Raw genomic sequence first — 23,253 nt, forward strand, 5'->3', positions numbered from 1 at the left:
ATTAGGCTTACCAGTATTCCTCTGAGCCTAACCATTAATAATAGGTGCCCATCTCACTTTTACTTTACCACTAACAATCACTAGTTAAAGGCAGGTAGAATAGTGGATCATTCGATGCTGGCAATACTGCATACAGCAATAAACAGTTGTCTGCGATGCTATAACCTTTAGGGAGGAATACAACGGCAAAACCCGCAAGTGGAAGAAGGCCCCAGTCAGCTTCAAAAGAGTCATCAGCAAACGTGATAGCTTCAAATGAACCTTCAATAGCATTAGGAATATTGGTTGATGTTGCCGCAACATAACCAAAGGAAGTCATAATGGTAGTGCCATTATTAACGATAGAACCCTGCTCTAACTTTTCTTGCCCTTCGAGTACGGCCTTGGAGTAAACCAATTGGTTTGTTGACTTTAATGTACCCTCAAGCGTTTCCATATTGGCGAGTACAGCATCACTCTTTAAGTTAATAAAGTTAGGTGCGGCAACGACAGCAAGCACACCAAGAATAATGATTACCACAACGAGCTCAATTAGAGTAAAGCCATTTTTATTTCCGTATTTCATTTGTCCCTTAATTGAGCTTTGCGTAAAGATACTTATATTAATAGCCATATCTTGGTCAATCGGCAACTGTTTTAATGTCGGTGGGTACAACAATTTGATTGCAGTTCAAACTGTCTCATTAATAAGTTGGTCAGGGCAAACTAAAGAATCTATCTACACTTTGTAGCGTAATGAGCTTTGCAAAAGGATGGATGAACGAACAACAATAGGTGGCCATGTTATTTTTTAGCGATGCATCAAAGTTGCCATTTCAAGTAACGACTGCTCGATATTAATCTGCATCTGCTCGAGTTTGCCCTGCATTGCACTTCGACTTGTCATATTAAAGCAGATGGAGTCACTGCGCGTAAAGTAGCGGATCCCGTAGCCGTCATCAACAAGCGGCCCGTAACCCGCCAGCTCTACACCGTAGTCTGACGTAGTGCTGGTACAAACCACACTGTGCGTTAATGCCTGGTAGCCTTTATCTGTAAATATTTCTGGTAGCTTATCAATTCCGATGTCAGACCCAGCCTCTTTATAGCGGTATTGTAGCGCCATAAAGTGGGAGTAAATCCCAAGACCGAGTCGGCATTCTTTTGCCCTTTCAACGTGTTTTTGAGCAGCCTTTATGAGCGAATCTATTTTCGTCTGAGCACTGCAGTCGGCGTTACATATATTGTGAATAAAGGCCATCGACTCATGAGAAACAGTATGTAAAGCGTCGAGGCGTCCATCGAGAAAAGTTCTCGTCATCACCGCCTCATAGGCGCTGTAGCACTTTCCATAAATCTTATATTCAGCGAGCTGCAGCGCCAACTGAACGAACGCATCGGGACTTACACCAAGCTGTTTTATTTGGTTTTTGCCAAACTGAGTAAAATTTAACACCCTCGTCTGGGTATTGGCTGTGTGCTGCTTAAACGAATCTACCGCTGTCGAAATTGTCTGTCTCAGCGCATCATTTAGATCAAACTCAATCTCTTTAACGTTGGGGCAAGCAGCTTGTTCAGTCTGTAAAGGGACAGGGCTTTGATCAAAAGAAACCTTATCAATCGTGTCATAGACATGCTCAATCAAACGCAGCATCACAGAGCCATCAACCCCGGTATGCTCAAAATTAATCCCAGTCTTACCATTTTTGAAAACGATAAATTGTAGCGACTTATCGAAAAATCGATCCTGACCCGCACCGTGGAGTAATTGCTTTGAGACTTCGGTGATTTCTTGCGGGCTTTTTTCATCGAGACACAAAACAAACGCGGCTTCTTCCACAGCTGTCATCGCTTTTTTATTATCAGCCGATATTTGAAGTAAATCTGCTCGGCTTGTTGCCCATTGATCACGAAGCATGCTGCTCAGCATACCTAAATTTTGTCCTTGCTCTGAGGGAGATAGAATACAATTCAACTCAAATTCAATCGCAGAGGGAGAGAGGATATTTCCATTGTCATCAATGATATCGAGTTTGTAGATACGCTGATGATGCATGATGACGAGGTGCTTTCTGGACGATGAAGTTTTGAACTCGTCCGTCCCTTGGTGCGGTATTCTTGTTGAGGAAAAAAGATGGCGATACTGATTCATGCATAGCGGTAGGTTTTTCTGCCTATCAACCGAGAGCTCTTTTTTATCAATCAAGGCGATAAAATGATAAACACAGCTAATCAGCGCTGCTGCGATATTAGCCTGTGAATGTGTTGTTTCATCAAGCTTACTTTTTAGGTAATAAAATACGTTGCTGTTAATCACCAGCGATTTGGGACACGCCAGATAGAAATCGCGCCAAACGGGGGCGAACCAGTTCCCAATGGAGGGTTGCTGAGCCCATTCAATCAACTCATTCTGCAGTTTTTCACCGTCTCCGCCAGGCTGAAGAAACTGTTCAATCACTTGCTTGGTCTTCGTTGACTCTTGTTCCGTTAATAACGGCTCTGACCATTCAATGAGTTTACGGCAGGCGATATTTAAGTCCGGCACCGGCATGACTGGTAACTCTTTTTGACAGCTAAATGTGTTCCCTAACAATCTTTCGACTCCTTTGCTCAACGACATATATATTGATGAACTCTCATAAATGAATGCTGACAAATGCGCGCAGCCTGAGTGATTTGTCTGGGGCAAAGCCTCTTATAAAAATCGATTACTGGTCTCTCACCCGGAAGATAATGACAACCAAAATAGTTACAGCTGAAATAGTTTGAACTGTAATTTTCTAGTAATTTCCATTGCTATGGCAATAACCTAAAGCCCGACAAATAGCGAGTTTCGAGCAGTACATTACGCTTTACTTGCCAAAACTCCACTTTATTTGATTATTACTCAACACTGATCACGTTAAAGATAATACTTGATAGTTAGAACACTAACTACTTTGATGATTATCAATTGATCGTTCAACCAATAATGTGTTTAGCAGTACAACAATTAATAATGGGAGGCCATGTTATTTAGGTCAGGGAATGTTATCGGAAGGTCATTATGAACAAGCTTAGCTAAAGTAATGACTCGAAATAATTTGGCTCTGCTCGCTAGACAACTACATTGGATGGCCATGTTATTTAGATACAGCGTCCACGGCTATTTCGACGAGTAAAATTTTTGCTTAAGCGGTCCTAGAAAGCGTAGATATAACCTCGCGATAGGCGGACAAACTTTCGGCCATGAAGGCCGCTCTACTTAACGATTTGAAAAGGAATAAACGATGGCATTGCCAACAGCAGTAAACAGTCAAATCACCGACTCGGTATCCCAGGTAAATACTAAGGTTCTTGGTGATGCGCCGGCTGTAGCAACCGGTAACTTCATGCTAGCGACCAGTCAGGCGTTGTCGAATGCGGCTCACAACGCAACAACTGGCCAGCAAAACAACAGCGTTACGGCTCAGGCTGCACTTGTGCAGGGTGTAAATACCATGTTTGGTATCGATGTCGCATCGGCAGCGGAAGGCACTGCAAAGATTTACCGATAAGGTTAATCTCTCTGTCGATATTGGTTAGGAAAACTAGCCAATATCACCAGAGTCTTAAACTGCATAACGGCAACAATTAATAATGGGTGCCCATGATATTCATTATAAGTTGACGCAGCTTATTTCATTGGCCACATCATCCATCGCTTTAGCAAAGCTTGATATGCCAGAAGAGGGGATGAACAAGTGACGCTTATTATGTTGCTTACAGAATCGCTTCAATCTGTAGTAGGCGTCGTGACTGATGCAATCGGAGGCGCAAATAACCGCATCGGCAGACCACAACATGGCATCTAAGCGCTTGCTACGGTCTTGGACGCCGCCATCATGATGGCTGAACTCGCCATTACAACGAGACACCAGCTCCCTGTATTGTTCAGTCATGCGCTGCTGGCCACCAACACATAAAATTTTCAGACCCTTAAGATCTGGACAATCGGTGCAAGAAGCCGCGCTGCATTTATTACAGGGAGACAGACTCTGCTTTACTAACCCCTCTAGGGATCGGGATTCTTGCCTCTGTAGCTGCAATTTTTGAGTTAAACCCAAAATGTTATCTTCACTGTGTTGCAGTTTTTGCTGCCACTGCAGTTTCTGTTTATCTAAAATCTCGAGCGAAGTATTTTTACTCGCCACTTCGTTCTGTAGCTGCTTTAGTTCAAGCGCCGCTGCATTATTATTTCCTTGCCGTTCTAGGCGCTGGCAGTGCTCTTTAAGTTGCAAATTGTCCGCCTTAATATCAGCCAGCTGTTGTTGTAGATCACCCAGCTGCCGCTCTTTGCTAGAGATCGTCTGATGTGATTTTTGCTGACTTTTATCTGACGATTTTTTCAGTTCTAACAGCTCCTTTTCAACAGTGTGTAGACGTTTCAGATCGGCACGTTGGCCAGCCCCAATCTGGTGGGACAACATATGAATGGTTTCATAAGCCATTTCCTCAATAGTCAGATCACACAAAGGGTGCGTTAACAGTGCCCATAGGGCTTCGGCGCTGGCTCCTCGATCTATATGTTGCTGCCAGACAGGTTTGAGCTCATCGCGACATTTAATCAGACCAAAACGCGTGATAGCGGCAGTAAACTTTTTATCTAGGTGCTTTTGTACCGCCAAAGACAGGTGATGTTTAACGTCACAGTTGGAAACGATCCAAGTGTGTAGCCAGTAATCACTTTTTCGAGCCTGTTCTTTGTCGACAATTTTCTCTGCCAGCTTACGGATCTCAGATGTCGTCAAACAGGTACCGATAACAGGACATAGCAGTTTAGCGCTTAACTCCCACAGTTTACGTTTACCTTTAAAGCAATTAAATGCCTGTGTTCCAGTGGCTGAGATATCACACATGCAGTCCTCCTTAATCCTGTCGCCGTTAAACTTGCCTTTAAGCAATGATTGAGTCGTCAATGGCATCAGTGTAACGACACACAACAATGATAATAGTTATCATTCGCATAAATGGGAAGTATTACTTGAGAATATTTTTCGCGAAAGAATAATAATCGGTGACCATGTTATTTTCTTAATCAAGCATCTCGCACTTAACTCCATAAGTGTTCACATTGAACAGATTATGTGTTCACCCTCTCCTGAGTTTTCAATTACAAAAAAGTAAAACTAATAAAACCAGTTAATTAAAATAGGGCACGATTTATGCTGCTTTTATCGCACATGTAATCTATATCATTAAGGATACAACTATGAATATAAAAATTATAATTGCACTGGTTTCATTTATTTTTATAAGTGTTTCATCAGATGCTTTAGGACAAAATCAAGGCGGAGGAAATGTAATGGTCCTAAACTTGGTTGGTACTGGGAATGGGGAGCTACTTAAGGTACCGGATATTGACGGTGATGGTATTGAAGATGACGCTACTTGTTTCGCAGTCGATCTGTACAATGGCGAAAATGGTCATTTGATTGGTACAGCAGTCGACTGCTTGTCGATGATTTCCAGCGTTGGCGACGGACTTGCATTGGTTGGCACTACATACTTCAATTTCCCCCAAGGCACACTCATCACCAGAGGAAACACAAGCGTTCAGCCCGTCACACAGCCTACAGTGACTCCAGATGGCCAATCCATAACTCACATCACGGGAGCTGCCAGCAACGAAAATGCAATTTTAGAAGGTACAGGTCGCTTTGAGGGCCAGACCGGAACTGTGCGACTTTCTGGGATGGTAGACATGTCAAATATTGATATCGGCCAAATAACCTTTAATTGCTTGTTTGTCATAGCACTCGATCCGTCAGAGTCAGAGTAAAATGTAGCTGTGTATATAACCCTGATATTTAACAATGGCTGGCCATGTTATTCAAAATAGTGATGAACACGCATATCCAAAACACCACATTAGTTAGGTTTAACAATGGCTGCCCATGTTATTAAGCATCTGATTTACACCAAAATCCCGTAACAAGTCGTCACTAAATACTGACGAATACGCATATCCAAAAACACCCAATCACTTAGAGTTAACTATGGGTGACCATGTGGTGCTAAATCCTGCATTTTGAAGTGGTTTGGGTCTCGTTATCTATATCTTTGATGATAGCTATCACTGATAAGTCAGCGACTGGATAACTTCTGCAATTGAAACTGGCTAACATAACTAGCGTACCTCACTCTACCAACTCAACTAAAGCAACAGACGACAGCCACAGACCGTGTTGCTTGGCTGAAACAGGACTATGGCGTAATCTTTCTGCTCATCGAGATCTAATGTTTCTAGAGTCAGGTTATGCATCCCTTTATTATCTAGGTTAAATGAACTCACATAGGAAAGGTATTGCATATGTTCAGGTTGTCTCTGATCATTGACCATCGACTCCTCTTTGGTCTTAACAGAAAAAGAGTACCTCTGGGCATCGCTATCGTAATTTAACAAACTCCCTTTCATCCTGATATTACCGGCCGCACTGCCGTCAAAGTTGAAGTATCGATAATTAAACTGTACCTGTTCTCCCTTGGCAGTCACATCGACGAGTAGATAATTTCGCCCCTTCTCTGTATCGCCTTTATGTCTATCGAATAACTCAGAGCTACAATTTAACATCAAGGTCTCACTCGGATTCAGATACCGATAGCTGATAGAAAAACTAATTAATAGCAGCGCTAAGATAGCGGAGTTGACACCCCAAAGTAATTTTCTATTCACAAAGCGCCACCTCATCTAACCAAGCTTGAGTGATAAATTGCTTATGATGACGGAAATCAGATAACTTAAGATTTCTGACGACCGACAGACCCAACTTCTCCCCTCTCATGGTGATATTAAACACTTGTTTATCATGGGATAAAGATAGATAAATATCTTGCCATGGCGCTGAATAGCACCCTTTGAAGCCGGCAGAAAATTGCGTAATAACTCTCATTAATGACTCATTGTTTGTTTTAGATTTTGAGTAACTAATCAGGTTTATCTGCTGACCAGATAAGAGCGTGAGTGCCGTAACATTATAAGGCTCGGTAGTCGAACCACTCTTTGAAAACTGCCTCACGAGCCCAATGGTAATGACGATAATCGTTATCAACACAGCGAAAATGAGCCAACGTTTAACCTTAGCTATCTGTGTCCACTGAATACGCTTCGCTTCGCCTCGTAACCGATACCCTTTACTCTTTACCGTCTCAATCAACTGCTCATGCTCAGGCCCTAAGAAAGAACGCAACATAAACACGGCGCGAGTCACTGAAGAATCACTCAAAGGAGGATGCTCTTCATCGGCAGCACCTAATTTATGCTTAGCCACAATCCGGTTTCGATTGGCAATAAGCAGTTTAAGTACCTGTAACTCGGCCCTGGGTAAGTGCCATACATCACCACTGTCCAGATTCTTTAGTTGCTCTCGCTGAATATCAAACTGACAGCTGCCCAGTTGCATAGATAGATCCGTTAAAAGGTAACAGTAAAATAATATGCAATAAAACTAATGATTTCTGTGATCCCCCCTATCTCCTATAAAAATTCACTATTAAATACCCCCTTAGAGGCAGAATGATGACAATTTTGAGAATAAAGTCACACTGTTGAATAGATGAAGAAGGTCTGGGATTCATCTTCATAATGAGCGAATTAACATGAATTTAACAAATGCAGTGATTCATCACCGTTTCTACTCTGCAAAGCCGATACTGACAGGGGTCCTAATCGATAAATGACATTGTGGCGATTCTCATTTGGTTCAAAAGTTTTTTCTAATCAAGCTAAATATTCATCTGCCGAAGATCACACTATTTATGATCCAGACCCCGCAAACTTATTCCATGTCAAACGGTGATGAAGTCAACCCTGACCGAGTCACTTTATAGTTAACCATATAAAAATAACGCAGGAATGATTATGACCATTAACAGACGACAAGCATTAACCAAAATTATTGGTATCAGTACAGCTGCAGCAGGTGCCACCCTTATGGGAACCTCAGCATTCGCGGCGACAGATGCAGACGGAAACTTCCATTTAGAGCTAGGGGACAAACTTATGTATGTTCCACTAGACGCAATGGCAACGGCTAAACTCGCCTATGAAACTGGCGGCGGTTGTATGCATCAGATTTTCCATTCTATTGTCACTATGTTAGCTAATTCAACTAGTGCCGATGCAGCCAATTTCAAGACCATTCCAACGGCATTGGCCGGATATGGTTGGGCTGGCATCATAGGACAAGGTACTATCTGCGGTAACCTAAATGCTACCGGTATGTTAGTGAACATTCTTGATGGTCTTAATGGCCAAAACTCGGCGGTTATCGGCTCAACTTTCAGATATTATGAGAATACCGAACTTCCACTATCTTCGCCTGAGTTTGTTGCGGGAATCGGTTCTACCGAAGAAAAGACAACAACAGAGGTCGTCAAGCCATCTGTTGCTAACAGTGTTCTTTGTCACTCATCAATCAGTAACTGGTCTAAAGCATCGGGTAAAACCTTCTCTCAGAAGGGTGAACGTTGTAAGCGTCTGTCAGCATCTATTACCTTCCACCTTGTAGAACTGTTAAATCGTGCCCATGGCGGTGAAGATCTTAGTCTTCTACCTGCGTCTATGCCTTCGGATGAAGCACAAGCCTGTAAGAGTTGTCATGGTGTCGATTCAACAATGGGCTCAGCTGCCAGCGTTAAATCCGATATGGAATGTACTACTTGTCATACCGGCCACTTCAACTAAAGGAGCGCGTCATGAACTATAAACTTTTCAGCGTACTCTTAACTGGTGCGCTAATGACCACAGCCTGTGGCAGTGATGATAATGATACTGTTACTCCTGTAGATCCAGTGACACCACCAGTAGTGGTAGTGCCGACAACGATTGACGTTGCTAAAGCGGCAACCATAGAATTAGAATTAGCGAGTTTTGATGGTGTAAGTGGTGCCTTAAGCTTTAGCCTCAGCGATGCCGACCAGATGGCTATCACGAATGCTAAAGAGTATCGAATTGTCTACTTTGGTTTTCCGGACCATGATGACCCATCAACTAAGGCTAAGGCATGGAAACGTTGGCATTTAAGCAAGTCATATCAGTGCGGTAGTGAAGCCAGTGAATGTGAAGGTTTACTCACCGAAACTGCCACGAAAGGAAGCTACACCTTCGAGGCCCCTGGGTTGGATTGGAGCAGCGATGCAACTCCTGACGCAGTACAAAAGTATAAGGTCGCCATTGAAATAAAGGGCGCTTTAAGCAGCAATGACTTGGAAGTTCTTCCACCACCGGCAGTGTAAAAGTAAATTTTTACTGTGTTCCTGCTTTATACAAACTTGGTGTTTATCACCATTGAGAGCCTGGGTCTCATCACCTTGATCTTAGTATAAAGCCGTTTCCCATTGCTAAATGTTAGTCATCGTTTAAATGTCTAAATAGTAAGTAAATTGTTACCGTCCCCACTTTTGGAGAGGCTTGCCCTCTCCTTTTTTTGTACTCACCAAATAATACCAATTTCATTAACTTTCTGCTCATTCACCGCGAATTCAAAGCGCTGAAGGCAAGGTCTATATATTCCTCCTCGGTAATGGCTCCATACGTTACTCTCGATAATTGCTCCTGCATTATTCAACCTTCGCCCATCCCTAGGATCCTACCTCCGATATCCATATAGCCCCCGGTGTCAGGATTGTTGTCGTCTCAATTAATGTTATAAATAAAACAGGCTGCGGTAAGTTAAAGCGAGTGGGTTATCAAAGGGATTCAAGTCAATTTAATACCTCAGGTTTAAACCTGTCAAAAGTACGTTCATCGGATAAGTGGTCAAGTGGTCAAGTGGTCAAGTGGTCAAGTGAGGAAACAACGAATAATAATGGGTGGCCATGTTATTTTTAGTGATCAGTTAATAAATCGTTAAGTTCCCGTACAGCATACTGTCGTTATATTAATGATCAAATTAGGATGATTAAGCAGAGGCGACAGATGAAACGATTAACTAAGATGTTAGCAACAGCAGTAAAAACGGTAACCACTATCGCTCTGACCTTGTTTATCTCAATCGGCAGCGCTCACGCCTCTTTAAATACTGCGGTAACAGCCAATTTAGTGAACTCTAAAACTGATGATAACTTACTCATTTGCCAATATCAGACAGTATCAGGTAGCCATTTCCAGGTGTTTGATAAGGTTTTAGACAATGAGTATGCCTGCCCAACTAACATGCAAGTCGCCCACGAGACTATGCTTACCGATGCTGAAAAAGCCCAGATTAAACAGATGCTCTCGCTGCAGAATTATTAACTCTTCACGTTAACCATATTAGAACCGAAGCGCAGCACAAGCTGCGCTTTTTTGTGGCCGAGTTAAAAATAGTAATGAGTGGCCCTGTTGTTTTTTTAAGTGGGTCAATAGCAAGCGAAAGCAGATCGCGAAGTGATCTAGAATGTGTGATATCCATCCTATACTCAATCAAAGGCGATCGGCCTTTAATTGCTATTGACGGCCTAGGGAATGGATATGAATGTTTTACGAATAATACTGTTATTACTGGTGGTGATGCCTATCACCACGGTCGCCGATGTCGATAAGCAAACCCTCGATAAAATCTATCAGCTAGATATTAAGCTCACCGAAGAAGACTTGCTCGTTAATGTGCAGGGCTATCCGGTGCCAACCTACGACGCCTTTCATGGCTGGTTGATTATTAACGACGTCGAAGATCGCTACGATGAGATAACAGCATTCTTTGCTAAGCAGGGCGTCGAGAATGTTATTCCTATTTACTTAGCAATGTTGCAAGGCACTAGTTGGGAGATGAAAGGCACCTCTGTTTTTACCTTTCCCGAGGTCGAACAATGGCAGAGCATGGCTAATACGCTGATCTTTTTACAGAAGGAAATCGTGCCTATTATCGGCGATGTGATTCCGGTCTCTGGCGACCGTTCCGATGAGTATAATCGCCTCGCTGGCGGTGCCGGACAGAGCAAGCACATGCAGTTCTGCGCCTTGGATATGGTGCCGGTTAAGAGCTATTCCCGCGAGGAATTAATGTCAAAGCTTAAGGAGATACATCGTAAGGTAGGGCAGAAATATCAGGCCGGCTTGGGTATCTATGGCGGTATTCGGTTTCATATCGACACCTGCGGCTTCCGCCAGTGGTAGTGCTAGTGTTTTCGAGTGAATAAACGGGTGGCCATGTTATTTTTAATTTCACAAAAGCCATAATGACGTTACTGCCGACGATAAGACAAGGAAGCCGATGGTTTTCGCCGCGGAGTTGATTCCTGTCAATGAACAGCGAAAAGCGGAGGCAGACATCCTATTATCGAGGTTAAGTCGTCATTTACGACAAAGCCAACAACCCATGCTGTATCCCCACGGCATTAGCCACACTGAGCAACCTTGCCTTTATCGCCTGTTCAATACCAACACCGCCCTGTACTAAGTCATCAACTGCAATAAAGGCGCGAGTCTTCTGGCTGCTGCTGTCATAGTGATAAGCGTAACCCGATTCGACAATCCAGCGCCCTCCACTTTCAGCTCCCTCATCGCTCACAGCCGTCAGCAGTTGCTGTTTTTCTGCTAATGTCCTGACCAAGGTAAAATAAAAAGACAAGACACAATCTTCTTTACCGTACCAATCTGCTTTTAACGCCTGAAAATTGATCCACATCTCCAGCTCGGTCAATAATGGCTTAAGCGAATTGGAAAAATTGCCATCGGCCACTATCGTCATCGGAAGTTCTTGTTGCATATATGCCTTTGTCTTTTTCATCGATCGTGGGTCATTCTGGATTAAGGTAGATATTGCTAGCTAACGATCCCAGATGCAACCATCGGCCATAAAAGAATCACTAAAGCCACCCATTATAAATCAGACACATAAGACTCGATTACCATTGCGTGAAGCTCAACAGAGATGATCAAGCCAGCAGTTCGTTTATGGGTACTGTTTACTCAAGTAAAAGCCGACATTGTAATTAATGATGGGTGTTTATGATTGGTTTACTAAATGATCGGCATTAAGCACAAGCTGCGTTTTTTGTGTTCTCATTTAAGCATCCCATTAATGATCGCTGTCTATTATCGGTTTAATATATAAGTAATAGACTTTTTTTGATAACACTGTACGGTTACGACCGTGTTTCTTTACATACCATTAACAGTGGTTAATGTTTGATTTTTGCGAATTTCAGACCTAAATCAGTGCTATTACCGTAGAGGTTCGATATAACTTTAATCATTTATAAGTGTTCTTATATCTGAGTTTTACCTCTATCACCTTGATTCAAGTTAGTCCCAAGGATCGTTAAAGGAACGCATTTTACCAAGCTAAATAATTGACTATTTAGTGTATTTCAGCATATTCAGGAAGAAAATATGACAACAAATAAATGGACGTTAACAGCAATATCCGCATTGATTTTAACTGCTTGTGGCGGCGGAGATGACTCATCAGGCTCCCCTGATAATGGTGGGGCATCGGGCGGAAATGTGCCACAAATCACTTTAAGTACAGTGGTTAATAATAAATGTGGAATCGAAATACCTAAGTCAGGTGTTGACGTCTTTGTGCACAATAATGCCGGTGACATTATTGCTGAGTACCTAACAAATAGCGCTGGTGTGCTCACGGCTGACTGGCCGAGTAACGCTGAACATATCACCTTAACCGCTGAAAATAATATCTATTATAAAGACCAGCCTGAACGCAAGGTTATCTCTACTGTTGATGTTGAGGCAGGTGATTTAGGTGTTACCTATTTTAGGGATGATAACAACGAAGAAGGTTGTAACTGTAAACAAGTCGAATTTCCAGTGCAGTCACTTATAGCCGATGCACCTGACAGTATGTTGTACCTGGGGGATAATCGCTTCGAATTGATGCCATTTGCTAGTAATCCCAAAGTAGAATGGTGTGATGGTACAGGTCCAATCGATGTGCAATTGGTGGCAGCTGATGGTCAGAGCAGTCTCGCTGGCAGTATTGATTTGAGCAATCAAACCCAATATACATTGGGCTTGAGCGACTTTACTCACGAAGGTGTAGCAGTTGATTACGTTAACCCTATTAACGCAAGGTACTTATATGCTTTATCGTTTGATGGTTGGCGTAATTTCAGCTCAACTGATTTGGTATTTGTTTATCCGACATTAACGAATAAAAATTATGTTTGGCCGGCGGTATATGGTCAAGAATACGTGGTTAATAAGCTCGCTGAAACTTATAGCTCAGCGCGACACCTTGTTACATCAGAAGGCACCACTTCTCCGGTTATTCTCTGGGATCCAACAAACGGCTTCGTTGATTCTGTTAACGCATTATTAGCGGAAATATCTACTGAGAAAGCCCCTTATCAATATGATTTTACAAATGTTGGTGATGTGGCATTGACTCATATCACTCTATCGGGATTTACCGATGATGGTCATGCCGAGTGGGCTATTTGGGGCGGGGCATCGGGTAGCATGCCAGATCTAAAACTGCCAACAGCTTTAGATGCAAAGTTTGACTCTCTTAATTTACCTAATTTACGAATTGGTATTAGAGGATACGACTCAGTTAAAACATTAAATGAATGGCGTAAGTTATTAGCTGACAGAAATCGCATGACAGATGGTGAAATCAGTGTGCTTGATTATCAAACCAACTATATGGAGCTGACTTTTTTTCTTGAAGATTAGTTTTATATAAGATTTTTATCACTGCAGATAAAACTAAAAAAGACAGTATAAGCTGTAATGCCGGTAAGTTAAGCTTACTGGCATTAACCCAAAAGGTCGCTTTTTCGATATATATAGCTTCTAATCCCAACCTAACACCAAAGCAGCACGACCTATCACGATCTATAGCCACCCATGTTAAATCATAACTAAAGCTTAGGGGCTGTTGATCTTTCACGGTTGTTTTTGCCGCAGTTTATTGGCTATTTTGACAAGGCGGAGGCTATGTCGTTTAGTCATTCTCCACAAATAACCTACAACACAGTCAAAATAGCCAAGAAGCGCGGCCCTTCGGGTTCGTTTAAATGCTTTTAGTCTTTTATGACTAGAATGCGTTACGCGCTTTCGCTTAGATTGCTAAAGAATCGCTCAAGCCTTGACCTAAAATCATTATTCCTTATGGTAAAGAATCGAACAAAAACTAAGCTCGAAAGATCAACAGCCCCTAGTAAGAGGCACAAAACTTGTAATTAATGATTGGTTCGATAAATCACTGCTATTACAGTGGCTCTTCAGCGTTCTTTTCTCGCTTATATGCGGCAGGAGTGATACCGACTAACCGTTTGAAATATTTATTAAAATGGGTAATATCTTCGAAACCGAGGTCATCAGCAGTTTGTTGTAGTGATAGACCGTCCATAACGAGCTTGCGTTTGATCTCAAGCGTGATTCTAAAATCGATTAATTGCTTGGTTGTGCGGCCACAGCATGATTTGCATAGCTGGTTTAAGTTCTTGTAGCTAGTGTGCATCCACTCTGCATATTGAAGGGCTTCCCTAGCCTCAAAGAAGTGTTGTTCCACTAGACTGATAAACAGATCGAAGCGCTCCTTTTGGTGCTCGCTTAAGTGGCTAAGATGACTCTTTCTCTGCCGGCCTAATTTGATCAATAGGCTAGAGAGCAGTAGCTGCACCACCACATCATCGTCAGCGCCCTCATAAATAGCCTTTTTCACCTCTCTTAACAGCACGTTGCAGCTCTCTTTTAAATCTGCGGGTAGTGTCGTTAGCACTGCTGATGACGCCATGCTTTGGTGAAACGGTGCAAAGTAAGAGGTGCGTATATTGGAAGCACTATCGGAGAAAAAGTCCGTGCTAATGTTAATTATCGTACCTTGAGGTACATCCTCGGGATCGAAGGCATGTACTTGATTGCGGTTGACAAAAATAACACTACCCGACTGGTAAGGATAATGTTTGAAGTCGATTAGATGCTGCCCTTGGCCTTTGGTGATGAACAGGAAACAGAAATAATTCACTCGGTGGGGTTGGTAGGGATCGAAATCGTAGCGACTGAGCCTTTCGCGAAAGCACTCAAGATCCATAACTTCGATACCAGAGTTCTCTTTAGAGGGAGCTCGGTAGTGAATGTTGGGAATTGAAACACAATTGTTCATGCATGCCACTATAACACCTCCTTAAAAGAGTTTCTGTGAAGGGACTGGTTAGCCAGCGACAAGTCGCCGCTGGCCAAAGAGTACTAGCAAGAGAGTACTATAAGTGTATTTTCCCTATCCGATTGGCTCGCTCATCATAGTCATCCTCATGACAGCCTGAACAGCTGTCGTAAGCACGAAGCCAGGGCTTCATGTAGTCACCATCTGCCGAGAAGTGTCTTGGGTCATCTTTTGCACCATCCAGATCGATCTTGAACAGATGAGACTCACTAGGCATGTGACAATCGGTACACTTAGCGACGAACTCATGAACGGGAGCTGCAATGGCAAACTCCTTGTTATGGCAATCAGTGCACTCACGCACCATGGCGTTATCATGACCCGGCTGATCCTGATATTTTTCAGACTTATGGGGGTTATGACAGGTTGAACAAGTGAAGTCCTTTTTCTTACCCATTGCCACACCAGTGTCTGGATCGGTACCGATCATGGTTGTGCCCGCATGACGGCCACCACGACCACCTCGGCGTCCTTCGGGGCCAAAACCTGTGTTCAGGCTCAAGCGTGCACCTTGGGTAACTTCGCCAAAGACCTGGTCAAAGGGAGACAAATATTCCGGGTAACGCCTAACGGCATCATCTGTAGTGTGACACTCAGTACAGGTCGCGGGCTTACCATACCCCATATCTTCTGCAAGGAAATCGTCAGTAACACGTGCATCTGCAATCTTAACAATATTTTGTTTTGACGGCGTCTTAATATGTTCACTACCCGCACCATGACAACTTTCACATTGAATCCCAGTCATAGCAAACGTGCCATCCATTCCTGGCATATCATCTTGTCTATTCAGGTTGCGGTTATCATTTTCAGTGTAATCCTGCCAACCTGTTGTGTGGCATCTGCCACAGTAACCGTAGGGATGTGAATCAGGCGCGGTATTAGGTTGGTAAGCATACGCATATGGGATCTGCCCCCCTTTAGGAGCGACTCCAACGCCAGCTTTATCACCGGACATGATATAGCCATTTTGGTCAATGAACATCGCACTAGATTTGTAGCCACCGATGACGTAACTGATGTCCTGCCAGCCAGCAGGGTTACCCAGAGTATTGTCTATATCCAACAGTTCCGGCGCACCAGAAAGAGAGGTGAATGGGTAGAGAGGTTCCTCCCCTTCGACCTTAGTCAGCTTGAAATTGTGACCTGTCTCGAAATAAGATTCCTTATCCGTATGGCAAGAAATGCAGGTATTGGAACCGACATAGGCCAGCCCACCCGATGTCACCACAACAGTGACTATTGACTCAGCATCGCCACCGTTACCATCTGAGATAACGTAATTGAGTATGGTAGTACCGACCTCGAGAGGTTCGAACAAGATCATATTATCCTCAATCGATGCAGCTCCCGTACCCTCTGACACAGTAACGGTTTTGATCGTCAATGCATCACCATCTGGATCTGTATCGTTGGCCAAGGCATCGATAATACTGTTGCTGCCTATAGTGGCCTCTGCATCCACCGGATTAGCAATCGGTGGGTTGTTACCAGGAACTACAGGATCTCCATTATCATCATCGCTGCCACATGCACTCAGAAGGCTGAGAAGCATAGCTGCAATGAGCGTCTTGCGTGGGGCACTTGGCCCGTTAAATTTCATCATCATCATTTCCCTTTATTAGTTGATACAACTGGCCCCTAGGTATGGGATTTAGCCCGGAGCGCATTAACTTGTTCATTTGTTAAATTAATGCTAAAGCCCATGTCAAAGTAGGTCAGTAAGGGTCTGGAAATTGCCGATTAAATACCGAAAGAGAGGAGTGTGAGCCAAAGCAGTTACTGAGACCCATCGAATGCTAATCATTAACGAATAGGCCACAACATCGACGCATCATAGAGATTGCAAAGAGGATAAGGACAGGCAGTCCTCATTGTTCGGATGTGGGTGCACCCCTTCTCTCTATAGCCACCCATTATAAATCATAGAGATTGCAAAGAGGATAAGGACAGGCAGTCCTCATTGTTCGGATGTGGGTGCCCCCCTTCTCTCTATAGCCACCCATTATAAATCAGACACATAAGACTCGATTACCATTGCGTGAAGCTCAACAGCGATTATCAAGCCAGTAGTTCGTTAATCGGTACTGTTTACTCAAGTAAAAGCCGACATAAAAGTAGGTTCAGTAGAAAATTAGGGGATTTCAAACAAAGTAAGTTTGCTTTTAGAATGCTCTAAAAACAGAAGGGTTTGTTATGTTGGTGGTTCAACTTGCCGAGAGGTACTGGCAACTACTAGCAAAGTGCCGTCGTCGCTTTTCTAAGTGCTCACAATAATGAGTTAGTTCTTGCAACGACCCGACTGGACCATGGAATAACTTACCAAAATCAGTAGTAATTTTGAGCCAGTTTTCGCTAGGAATATTGAGTCTATTCAGTATCTTTTCTGTATTAGGAGAAATAGCACCTCGTTTATCATCACGAATGATTCGACCCGTTTCATCAACAAGTATTAAGTAATCTTGAAGCGAGAAGTTGATACCTTTTGGTTGGTTCTTTTTTTCATTACCGATAAAAGGTAAGAGCTTGGTGGGTTGTTTCCCCTTCAGAGCGGCATTCACTCTCAGCTGCAGGCTGGTGTAGTCTGATTGTTCGGGTGTTTTAGCCATCTTAGCGCGAATAGGATTGAGCTCTACATAGGCCATACAGGCCAGTACTGCCGCTTGATCGAGTAATGCCTGGCTTTTGAAACGCCCTTCCCAGAAATGCCCTGTGCAGTTATCTTCATAGTTGGCCTGTCTGGCGATAGGTTCATTCAAGCATCTCATGAACCATGAGATATCACTTAGGCGTGAACGGTACGTCGCAATCAGGTGTTTTAATGATGCGACCATACACTCTTCAATCACTTCACCTTTAATAAATTTCTGTGTTAAATCAGTACCGTTAAATAGCTTATGCCACTGCTCAACAACGTCTCTACCTGACCAGTTATTCGCAGTCTCTAGGTCAATATAAAGGACAACATGCAAATGATTACTCATCACTGCATACGCTGCTACGTCAATCGCAAACACTTCTGTTAACTTCAGTATTTGCACTTCAACCCAGCCACGGCGATGGTCATAATTATTGCCCGTAAACTTATCATCTCCACATAGAAAGGCACGCCGAACCACACGACTACAGCAGTGGTAATACGGTGTGTCTTCTAGGCTAATCAGCGTACTTCTGGGACGGGGCATAACAACCTCCTACTTAAGCAATAACTAAAGCTTAGTAAGAGGCACAAAAACATGCAATTAATGATGGGTGTCTATGATTGGTTTACTCTTAGCTTTAAACTGGTGAAATCGGATTGCTCAGGTGTACTCGCCATCTTGGCGCGAATAGGGTTGAGTTCAACATAAGCCATGCAAGCCAGAACTGCAGCTTCATCAAGTAAAGCTTGTGACTTAAAACGTCCTTCCCAGAAGTGCCCAGTGCAGTTATCTTCAAGGTTGGCTTGTCTGGCGATGGGTTCGTTGAGGCACCTCATAAACCAACTAATATCACAGAGCCTCGAGCGGTAAATCGCTATTTGATGTTTTAACTGAACAACTAGGTGCTCGTCTATCACTTCACCTTTAGTAAACATTTGGGTAAGCGCGGTACCATTAAACAGCTTATGCCACTGCTCTACAACCTCCCTATCTGACCAGTTATTCACTGTTTCTAGGTCAATATAAAGCACGATATGCAGATGGTTACTCATCACTGCATACGCCGCGACATCAATGGCAAACACTTCGGTTAACTTGAGTATTTGTTCCTCAACCCAACCACGACGGTGGTCATAGTTCTTACCTGAATATTTATCATCACCGCACAAGAAAGCACGCCTCACTACACGGCTGCAGCAATGATAGTAAGGTGTGTCTTCAATGCTAATTAGGGTTCGTCTTGGTCTTGGCATACAACCTCCTTGTTAAATGCTCTTTCAAAAGCTTAGTAGGTGCTCATTCTTTATGCCATTGACTATGGCTGGCACTTTTTATTCGCTGGTCGTCGTTATTTATGCCATTAACTATGGCTGGCACCTTTTATTTTCCTTTTATTCTCTGGCCAAATTAACTATTTCACAACACTATAAATGGAACTGTATAGAGAAAATATTAGCAGTCTGTATGCGTAGCAGCATTAATTCAGTTTCAAGATCGTCCCTTTCGTTCTTAAGGCTTCTCTTATCTTCATTATCAACCTTGGTAAGTTCGTACTCTATATTTTTGAGTCGGGATTGAATTGCAACTATTTTACTCTTTATCTCAAATTGTTTGTAACCTTCGTTGTACCGTTTGACAAATTTGTTATTTGAACAAACCCCGTTGTAGTTAGAACCCTCTAACCCTTGTTTGTAACCATTTTCTGGCAGGCAGTAGTTCTCCAACCCCACTAGGTAACCAGTAGTCCACTCCTCACTATTAACAGCCAGTCCAAATTCACTGCAGTCTTCTATGTATGTATTTAAGGTAGAAGATGACTTTCCGCTGTTACCGTCGGTCATCCCAAAGGAATGCCAGTTGGAATGTTGACATTGAATCTGGTTTAAGCTTGTACATTGAGCCATTCCCAAAGCCAGTATTGCAGTACATATTTTAAATTTCATTACATTTCCACCGTAGAATTGAAGCTCAATAATTAATTCTGTCGCAAACAGATAGCTCGCCACTATAAATGAGGCAACTAGTTCCTATGGCACAATATCTTCGTTGGAAACCATTCGACCAAGCTTGAACACAGACCAAAACTCAACCCACCCTGATGTCGACTCCGGTGACTCTTCTCTACAATATTATTCAAATATTTAACGGCCAAACCCTCAATTATAAACAGCATATATTCAGAAAGACAAAGATGGATATTGTCGGTCCGTGAAGTTAAGTTTCATACCGTTAAAATTTAAAATTAATGCCTGAATATCGCCAACACTTCAGCTTTCATAATCAACTAGGCGACAGAACCTACTTTTAATATAAAGAATATCAACAACGTACCTAATTGTCATCACTCCCTCTATACTCTAAAATATCCCCTGGCTGACAATTTAAATGCATACATATCTCATTTAATGTCGAGAATTTAATTGCTTTAGCATGACTATTTTTCAATACTGAAAGGTTTTGCTCTGTAATGCCGATCAAAGCCGACAACTCCTTCGAGCGCATTTTTCTTTTAGCAAGAACAACATCAAGATTTATAATAATACTCATAGCTCTTCCTTAAACAGTCAACATATTCTCTTCGTGAATATTAGACGCCATGTCCATTACATGAGATATAACCCTGACAACTATCCCTACTAGAAACAAATCCATATAAGAGCTACTGAAATTAACAGAAAACATTAAATCATCTTGACCATAAGTGGTGACAAGCCCTAGTAAACCACTTGAAATCATTTCAATAAAAGGTATAGCGATAAGTATATAGCTAATATTTTTGTAACATTTTACATTATCCGTCAAAAAAATGTTTCCGTCCCTATACAGTCTGAATAGTTTTATTAAACTCCATAACAAATAAACTACCGCCAACTTAGGTAACATGTATGGGATGTAACCAGTTAAGGATTCGATGTTTGAAAGTGGTAGTGTAATTTCTTTCGGGATTAACGAATCAGTCCAAGCCCCATCGAGAACTAGCTGTAAGTCCCCAATATTAAAAACAAGAGCTCCTGAAGCATCTGGATGATGGTTAATGAAGATCCAATATGCACTATTAAAAACAAACACACAAAATAAACTGCACCAAATAATCAACAGTGCAAAATTACTAAGTCGCTTTATATTTACCATTAAGTACTCCAATGAAAAGCGTTATAAACTTTAAAACTTACGGCAATACAGGCGAAGTTATAAGTATCAATATTTAGGCACTATAAATAATAGCACGAATGCATCATAATGCAATAATTAGTTACCGTCTTACGATAACTAATTCAAAAAAAACAATGTTAAACCTTAAAAATCAGACACTTAGAAAGCACTGACTGTAGCTGCATGGGCGAGCGGTTAGAGTCCACCTTGATATATATCAGTTAGTTACATATTTAAATAAAATATAAATATCACTTCAAATAACTTGATGAGGTTAATTTTATTGACACATTTATCTTTATAACTAGAATATAAATTGAATTTTATAAATATACTGATTTAAAAAATGGGCATCCCTATGATTAAAAAAATAAAAACATTAACGTTGATGTTTTGCATGCTTCAAATGACATCCGTTAACGCAGGTAATAGAGACCTACTTACTGATTACTATAAGTCAGTAAATAATGATTGGCTTGATAAAACTTCCATACCTGATGATAAAAATATGGTAGGTAGTTTTGATGTTATTCAACAACAAATTGATCAAGAGATTGATTTTTTATTGGAAGAATTAATACAAACCAATCCACGTTCTCAATTGGAAGATAATGAAAGTAAAATAGTAATTATGTATCAAGACTATCTTAACCTCCCTCTAAGACATTCTTTAGGGATTAAACCTATCGCGGAAGAGTTGGCCTTAATAGACAATGCAAAAGACTATAAAGAAATAGCACAATTAATGGCAACTCTCCAAAAAATTGGTGTATCCTTTCCAATAAATTTTGAAATTTCTTCAGATTTGAAAAACTCTCAAAAAAAGATCATCTATTTGATGCAAGGTGGTTTGTACTTAGACCGAGAAAGCTACTTGAGTAACAATGATGCATCAGTTGAAAAACTAGATTATTATACTGAATTATTAGATACGATATTTAAGTTATCAGGGATAGATCAAAATAATGTTGCAGCAAGAGTCATATCATTAGAAAAGAAAATAGCTAAATCACAATGGACAGAAACTGAAAATAGAAATGTAAAAAACCAATATAACATAAGGAGTTTGGCTGAAATTTCAGAGTCTCTACCAAATATATATATAAAAGAACAATTAGCAGCTCTATCACCCACTATGAGTAAAAGCATCATAAACTTAAATCAAATTAGTTATTTAAATTCATTCAATCAGGCTTTCAAAGAAGTAGATATAACTGATTGGAAGCATTACTTAAAGGCCAGACTGCTTTTGGCATATTCTAATTATTTTGGTGTAGACTTTGTAAATGCTAAAAATAAATTTTTAATCAACATGGGATATATAAAATCTCCACAACCTTTTAAGATGAGAGCTATAGATTACATCAATAATTCTCTAGGGATGATGTTGGGAAAAGTATATGTTAAACAAAACTTTAACGATAAGATGTTGTCAAAAATCGAGTCGATAATTAGTGATATCACTAGTCAATATGAAGTTTCAATTCGACTTTCTAGCCGCATGGATGCTCAAACAAAAAAAAGTGCACTAAATAAACTTAAAAAAATGAAATTCAGTATCGCTTACCCAAAAGAATGGCAAGATTATTCAAACTTTAACCCCGAACCTAATAATTTAGTTGAAAATCATAAAAAATTAGAACTGTATAACTATGAACGGCAAGTTAAAAGCTTATTAGACCCCTCTGAGAAGTACAAAGACCATTCAATTCCACAGGAAGTAGGTGCTCGTTATTCTTTCACTAGAAACACTTTTACAATTACAGCTGGTATATTGAAGCCTCCATTTTTTAGTATTGAGTACTCTGACTCGAAAAATTATGCCGGTATTGGTGTTGTTATTGCTCATGAAATCGGACATGCTTTTGATGATATAGGGGCTCAATTTGATGCCGATGGTAACTTAAACAATTGGTGGTCAAAAGGTGATCTTGTCCGGTTTAATAAATTAAAAACAACTTTAATTAGTCAAGCAAATAGGTATCAAATTTCACCCGGAAAAACTTTGAACGGAGAATTGGAAGTCGGTGAAATAATTGCAGATTTAAGTGGTGTCGAAATAGCAGCTAAAGCACTGGAAAAGCACGTAAGTAAACTTAAGGATAACGATACAGATTTATACAAGGAATTTTTTCATCATTTCGCAAGAACTTGGCGTGATAAAACTAGGAAGGAATTCACCGATTTTCTGATAGAAAAAGACCCCCATCCACCTAGCATATTTCGAGTCAACAATACTTTGATGAATCTGAGTAAATTTCATGAAGTATATAAGACGACGAATAAAGACAAAATGTTCATAAAGAAGGAGCTTAGAGTCAGCCTGTGGGACTAGTTAACCTCAG

General features: G+C 41.4%; 20 protein-coding genes and 2 pseudogenes. 8 read left to right on the forward strand and 14 right to left on the reverse strand.

What is annotated here, in order from left to right:
• Positions 1 to 70: 70 nt before the first annotated feature.
• Together L2729_RS21740 and L2729_RS19205 are read right to left on the reverse strand one after the other, a co-directional pair.
• Complete coding sequence (locus tag L2729_RS21740; protein ID WP_283104287.1) at positions 71 to 613, reverse strand: type II secretion system protein; 543 nt, start codon at positions 611 to 613, stop codon at positions 71 to 73.
• A 177-nt stretch (positions 614 to 790) separates the two neighbouring features.
• A complete protein-coding gene (locus tag L2729_RS19205; protein ID WP_248989709.1) occupies positions 791 to 2,572 on the reverse strand; it encodes a choline/carnitine O-acyltransferase in 1,782 nt (593 codons plus the stop codon).
• A 676-nt stretch (positions 2,573 to 3,248) separates the two neighbouring features.
• Here L2729_RS19205 and L2729_RS19210 point away from each other — a divergent pair.
• Complete coding sequence (locus L2729_RS19210; protein ID WP_248989710.1) at positions 3,249 to 3,515, forward strand: RebB family R body protein; 267 nt, start codon at positions 3,249 to 3,251, stop codon at positions 3,513 to 3,515.
• 102 nt (positions 3,516 to 3,617) lie between these two features.
• Here the strand turns inward: L2729_RS19210 and L2729_RS19215 are convergent, their stop codons facing one another.
• Positions 3,618 to 4,856: a DUF2325 domain-containing protein gene (locus tag L2729_RS19215; protein ID WP_248989711.1), complete on the reverse strand. Its 1,239-nt coding sequence runs from the start codon at positions 4,854 to 4,856 to the stop codon at positions 3,618 to 3,620.
• Between the two features lie 353 nt (positions 4,857 to 5,209).
• Between L2729_RS19215 and L2729_RS19220 the strand changes: the two genes are divergently transcribed.
• The gene (locus L2729_RS19220; protein ID WP_248989712.1) at positions 5,210 to 5,779 is read left to right on the forward strand and encodes a hypothetical protein; all 570 of its coding nucleotides are present in this window, start codon (positions 5,210 to 5,212) and stop codon (positions 5,777 to 5,779) included.
• 375 nt (positions 5,780 to 6,154) lie between these two features.
• Here L2729_RS19220 and L2729_RS19225 read toward each other — a convergent pair whose 3' ends face one another.
• Together L2729_RS19225 and L2729_RS19230 are read right to left on the reverse strand one after the other, a co-directional pair.
• The gene (locus L2729_RS19225; RefSeq protein ID WP_248989713.1) at positions 6,155 to 6,673 is read right to left on the reverse strand and encodes a hypothetical protein; all 519 of its coding nucleotides are present in this window, start codon (positions 6,671 to 6,673) and stop codon (positions 6,155 to 6,157) included.
• Positions 6,666 to 7,400: a winged helix-turn-helix domain-containing protein gene (locus L2729_RS19230; protein ID WP_248989714.1), complete on the reverse strand. Its 735-nt coding sequence runs from the start codon at positions 7,398 to 7,400 to the stop codon at positions 6,666 to 6,668. The genes L2729_RS19225 and L2729_RS19230 overlap by 8 nt, the downstream gene beginning before the upstream one ends.
• 458 nt (positions 7,401 to 7,858) lie before the next feature.
• Between L2729_RS19230 and L2729_RS19235 the strand changes: the two genes are divergently transcribed.
• The 4 genes from L2729_RS19235 (at position 7,859) to L2729_RS19250 (ending at position 11,095) form a co-directional block, all read left to right on the forward strand.
• Positions 7,859 to 8,683, forward strand: a complete 825-nt coding sequence (locus L2729_RS19235; protein WP_248989715.1) for a cytochrome c3 family protein — start codon at positions 7,859 to 7,861, stop codon at positions 8,681 to 8,683.
• Between the two features lie 11 nt (positions 8,684 to 8,694).
• Positions 8,695 to 9,234 (forward strand): hypothetical protein, encoded by a 540-nt coding sequence (locus tag L2729_RS19240; RefSeq protein WP_248989716.1) that lies wholly within the window; start codon positions 8,695 to 8,697, stop codon positions 9,232 to 9,234.
• Positions 9,235 to 9,916: 682 nt separating this feature from the next.
• Positions 9,917 to 10,234, forward strand: a complete 318-nt coding sequence (locus L2729_RS19245) for a hypothetical protein (protein WP_248989717.1) — start codon at positions 9,917 to 9,919, stop codon at positions 10,232 to 10,234.
• Between the two features lie 216 nt (positions 10,235 to 10,450).
• A complete protein-coding gene (locus tag L2729_RS19250) occupies positions 10,451 to 11,095 on the forward strand; it encodes a D-Ala-D-Ala carboxypeptidase family metallohydrolase (protein WP_248989718.1) in 645 nt (214 codons plus the stop codon).
• A 181-nt stretch (positions 11,096 to 11,276) separates the two neighbouring features.
• On the opposite strand, the gene L2729_RS19255 is transcribed toward L2729_RS19250, so the two are convergent.
• On the reverse strand, positions 11,277 to 11,708 hold the full coding sequence (locus L2729_RS19255; RefSeq protein WP_248989719.1) for a hypothetical protein: 432 nt from the start codon (positions 11,706 to 11,708) through the stop codon (positions 11,277 to 11,279).
• A gap of 605 nt (positions 11,709 to 12,313) precedes the next feature.
• On the opposite strand from L2729_RS19255, the gene L2729_RS19260 reads away from it, so the two are divergent.
• Complete coding sequence (locus L2729_RS19260; RefSeq protein WP_248989720.1) at positions 12,314 to 13,618, forward strand: hypothetical protein; 1,305 nt, start codon at positions 12,314 to 12,316, stop codon at positions 13,616 to 13,618.
• Positions 13,619 to 14,156: 538 nt separating this feature from the next.
• Here L2729_RS19260 and L2729_RS19265 read toward each other — a convergent pair.
• The 8 genes and pseudogenes from L2729_RS19265 to L2729_RS19300 all read right to left on the reverse strand — a co-directional run bounded on the left by L2729_RS19265 (position 14,157) and on the right by L2729_RS19300 (position 20,887).
• A complete protein-coding gene (locus tag L2729_RS19265) occupies positions 14,157 to 15,053 on the reverse strand; it encodes an AraC family transcriptional regulator (protein ID WP_248989721.1) in 897 nt (298 codons plus the stop codon).
• A 97-nt stretch (positions 15,054 to 15,150) separates the two neighbouring features.
• On the reverse strand, positions 15,151 to 16,719 hold the full coding sequence (locus L2729_RS19270; RefSeq protein ID WP_248989722.1) for an Ig-like domain-containing protein: 1,569 nt from the start codon (positions 16,717 to 16,719) through the stop codon (positions 15,151 to 15,153).
• 601 nt (positions 16,720 to 17,320) lie between these two features.
• Complete coding sequence (locus tag L2729_RS19275; protein WP_248989723.1) at positions 17,321 to 18,298, reverse strand: transposase; 978 nt, start codon at positions 18,296 to 18,298, stop codon at positions 17,321 to 17,323.
• An 83-nt stretch (positions 18,299 to 18,381) separates the two neighbouring features.
• Positions 18,382 to 19,008, reverse strand: a pseudogene (locus L2729_RS19280) (transposase); the annotation flags it as partial.
• Positions 19,009 to 19,179: 171 nt separating this feature from the next.
• Positions 19,180 to 19,698, reverse strand: a complete 519-nt coding sequence (locus L2729_RS19285; protein WP_248989724.1) for a DUF2799 domain-containing protein — start codon at positions 19,696 to 19,698, stop codon at positions 19,180 to 19,182.
• A gap of 77 nt (positions 19,699 to 19,775) precedes the next feature.
• Positions 19,776 to 19,961: pseudogene (locus L2729_RS19290) on the reverse strand (hypothetical protein); the annotation flags it as partial.
• A gap of 125 nt (positions 19,962 to 20,086) precedes the next feature.
• Positions 20,087 to 20,302 (reverse strand): helix-turn-helix domain-containing protein, encoded by a 216-nt coding sequence (locus L2729_RS19295; protein WP_248989725.1) that lies wholly within the window; start codon positions 20,300 to 20,302, stop codon positions 20,087 to 20,089.
• Between the two features lie 9 nt (positions 20,303 to 20,311).
• Positions 20,312 to 20,887, reverse strand: coding sequence for a DUF2975 domain-containing protein (locus tag L2729_RS19300; protein WP_248989726.1), 576 nt, complete (start codon positions 20,885 to 20,887; stop codon positions 20,312 to 20,314).
• A 379-nt stretch (positions 20,888 to 21,266) separates the two neighbouring features.
• On the opposite strand from L2729_RS19300, the gene L2729_RS19305 reads away from it, so the two are divergent.
• Entirely contained in the window at positions 21,267 to 23,243 is a 1,977-nt protein-coding gene (locus tag L2729_RS19305; protein ID WP_248989727.1) for a M13-type metalloendopeptidase, read from the forward strand.
• The last annotated feature ends 10 nt before the right edge of the window (positions 23,244 to 23,253 follow it).

Origin of the sequence: Shewanella gelidimarina, assembly GCF_023283945.1 — a bacterium.
GTDB lineage: Bacteria > Pseudomonadota > Gammaproteobacteria > Enterobacterales > Shewanellaceae > Shewanella > Shewanella gelidimarina.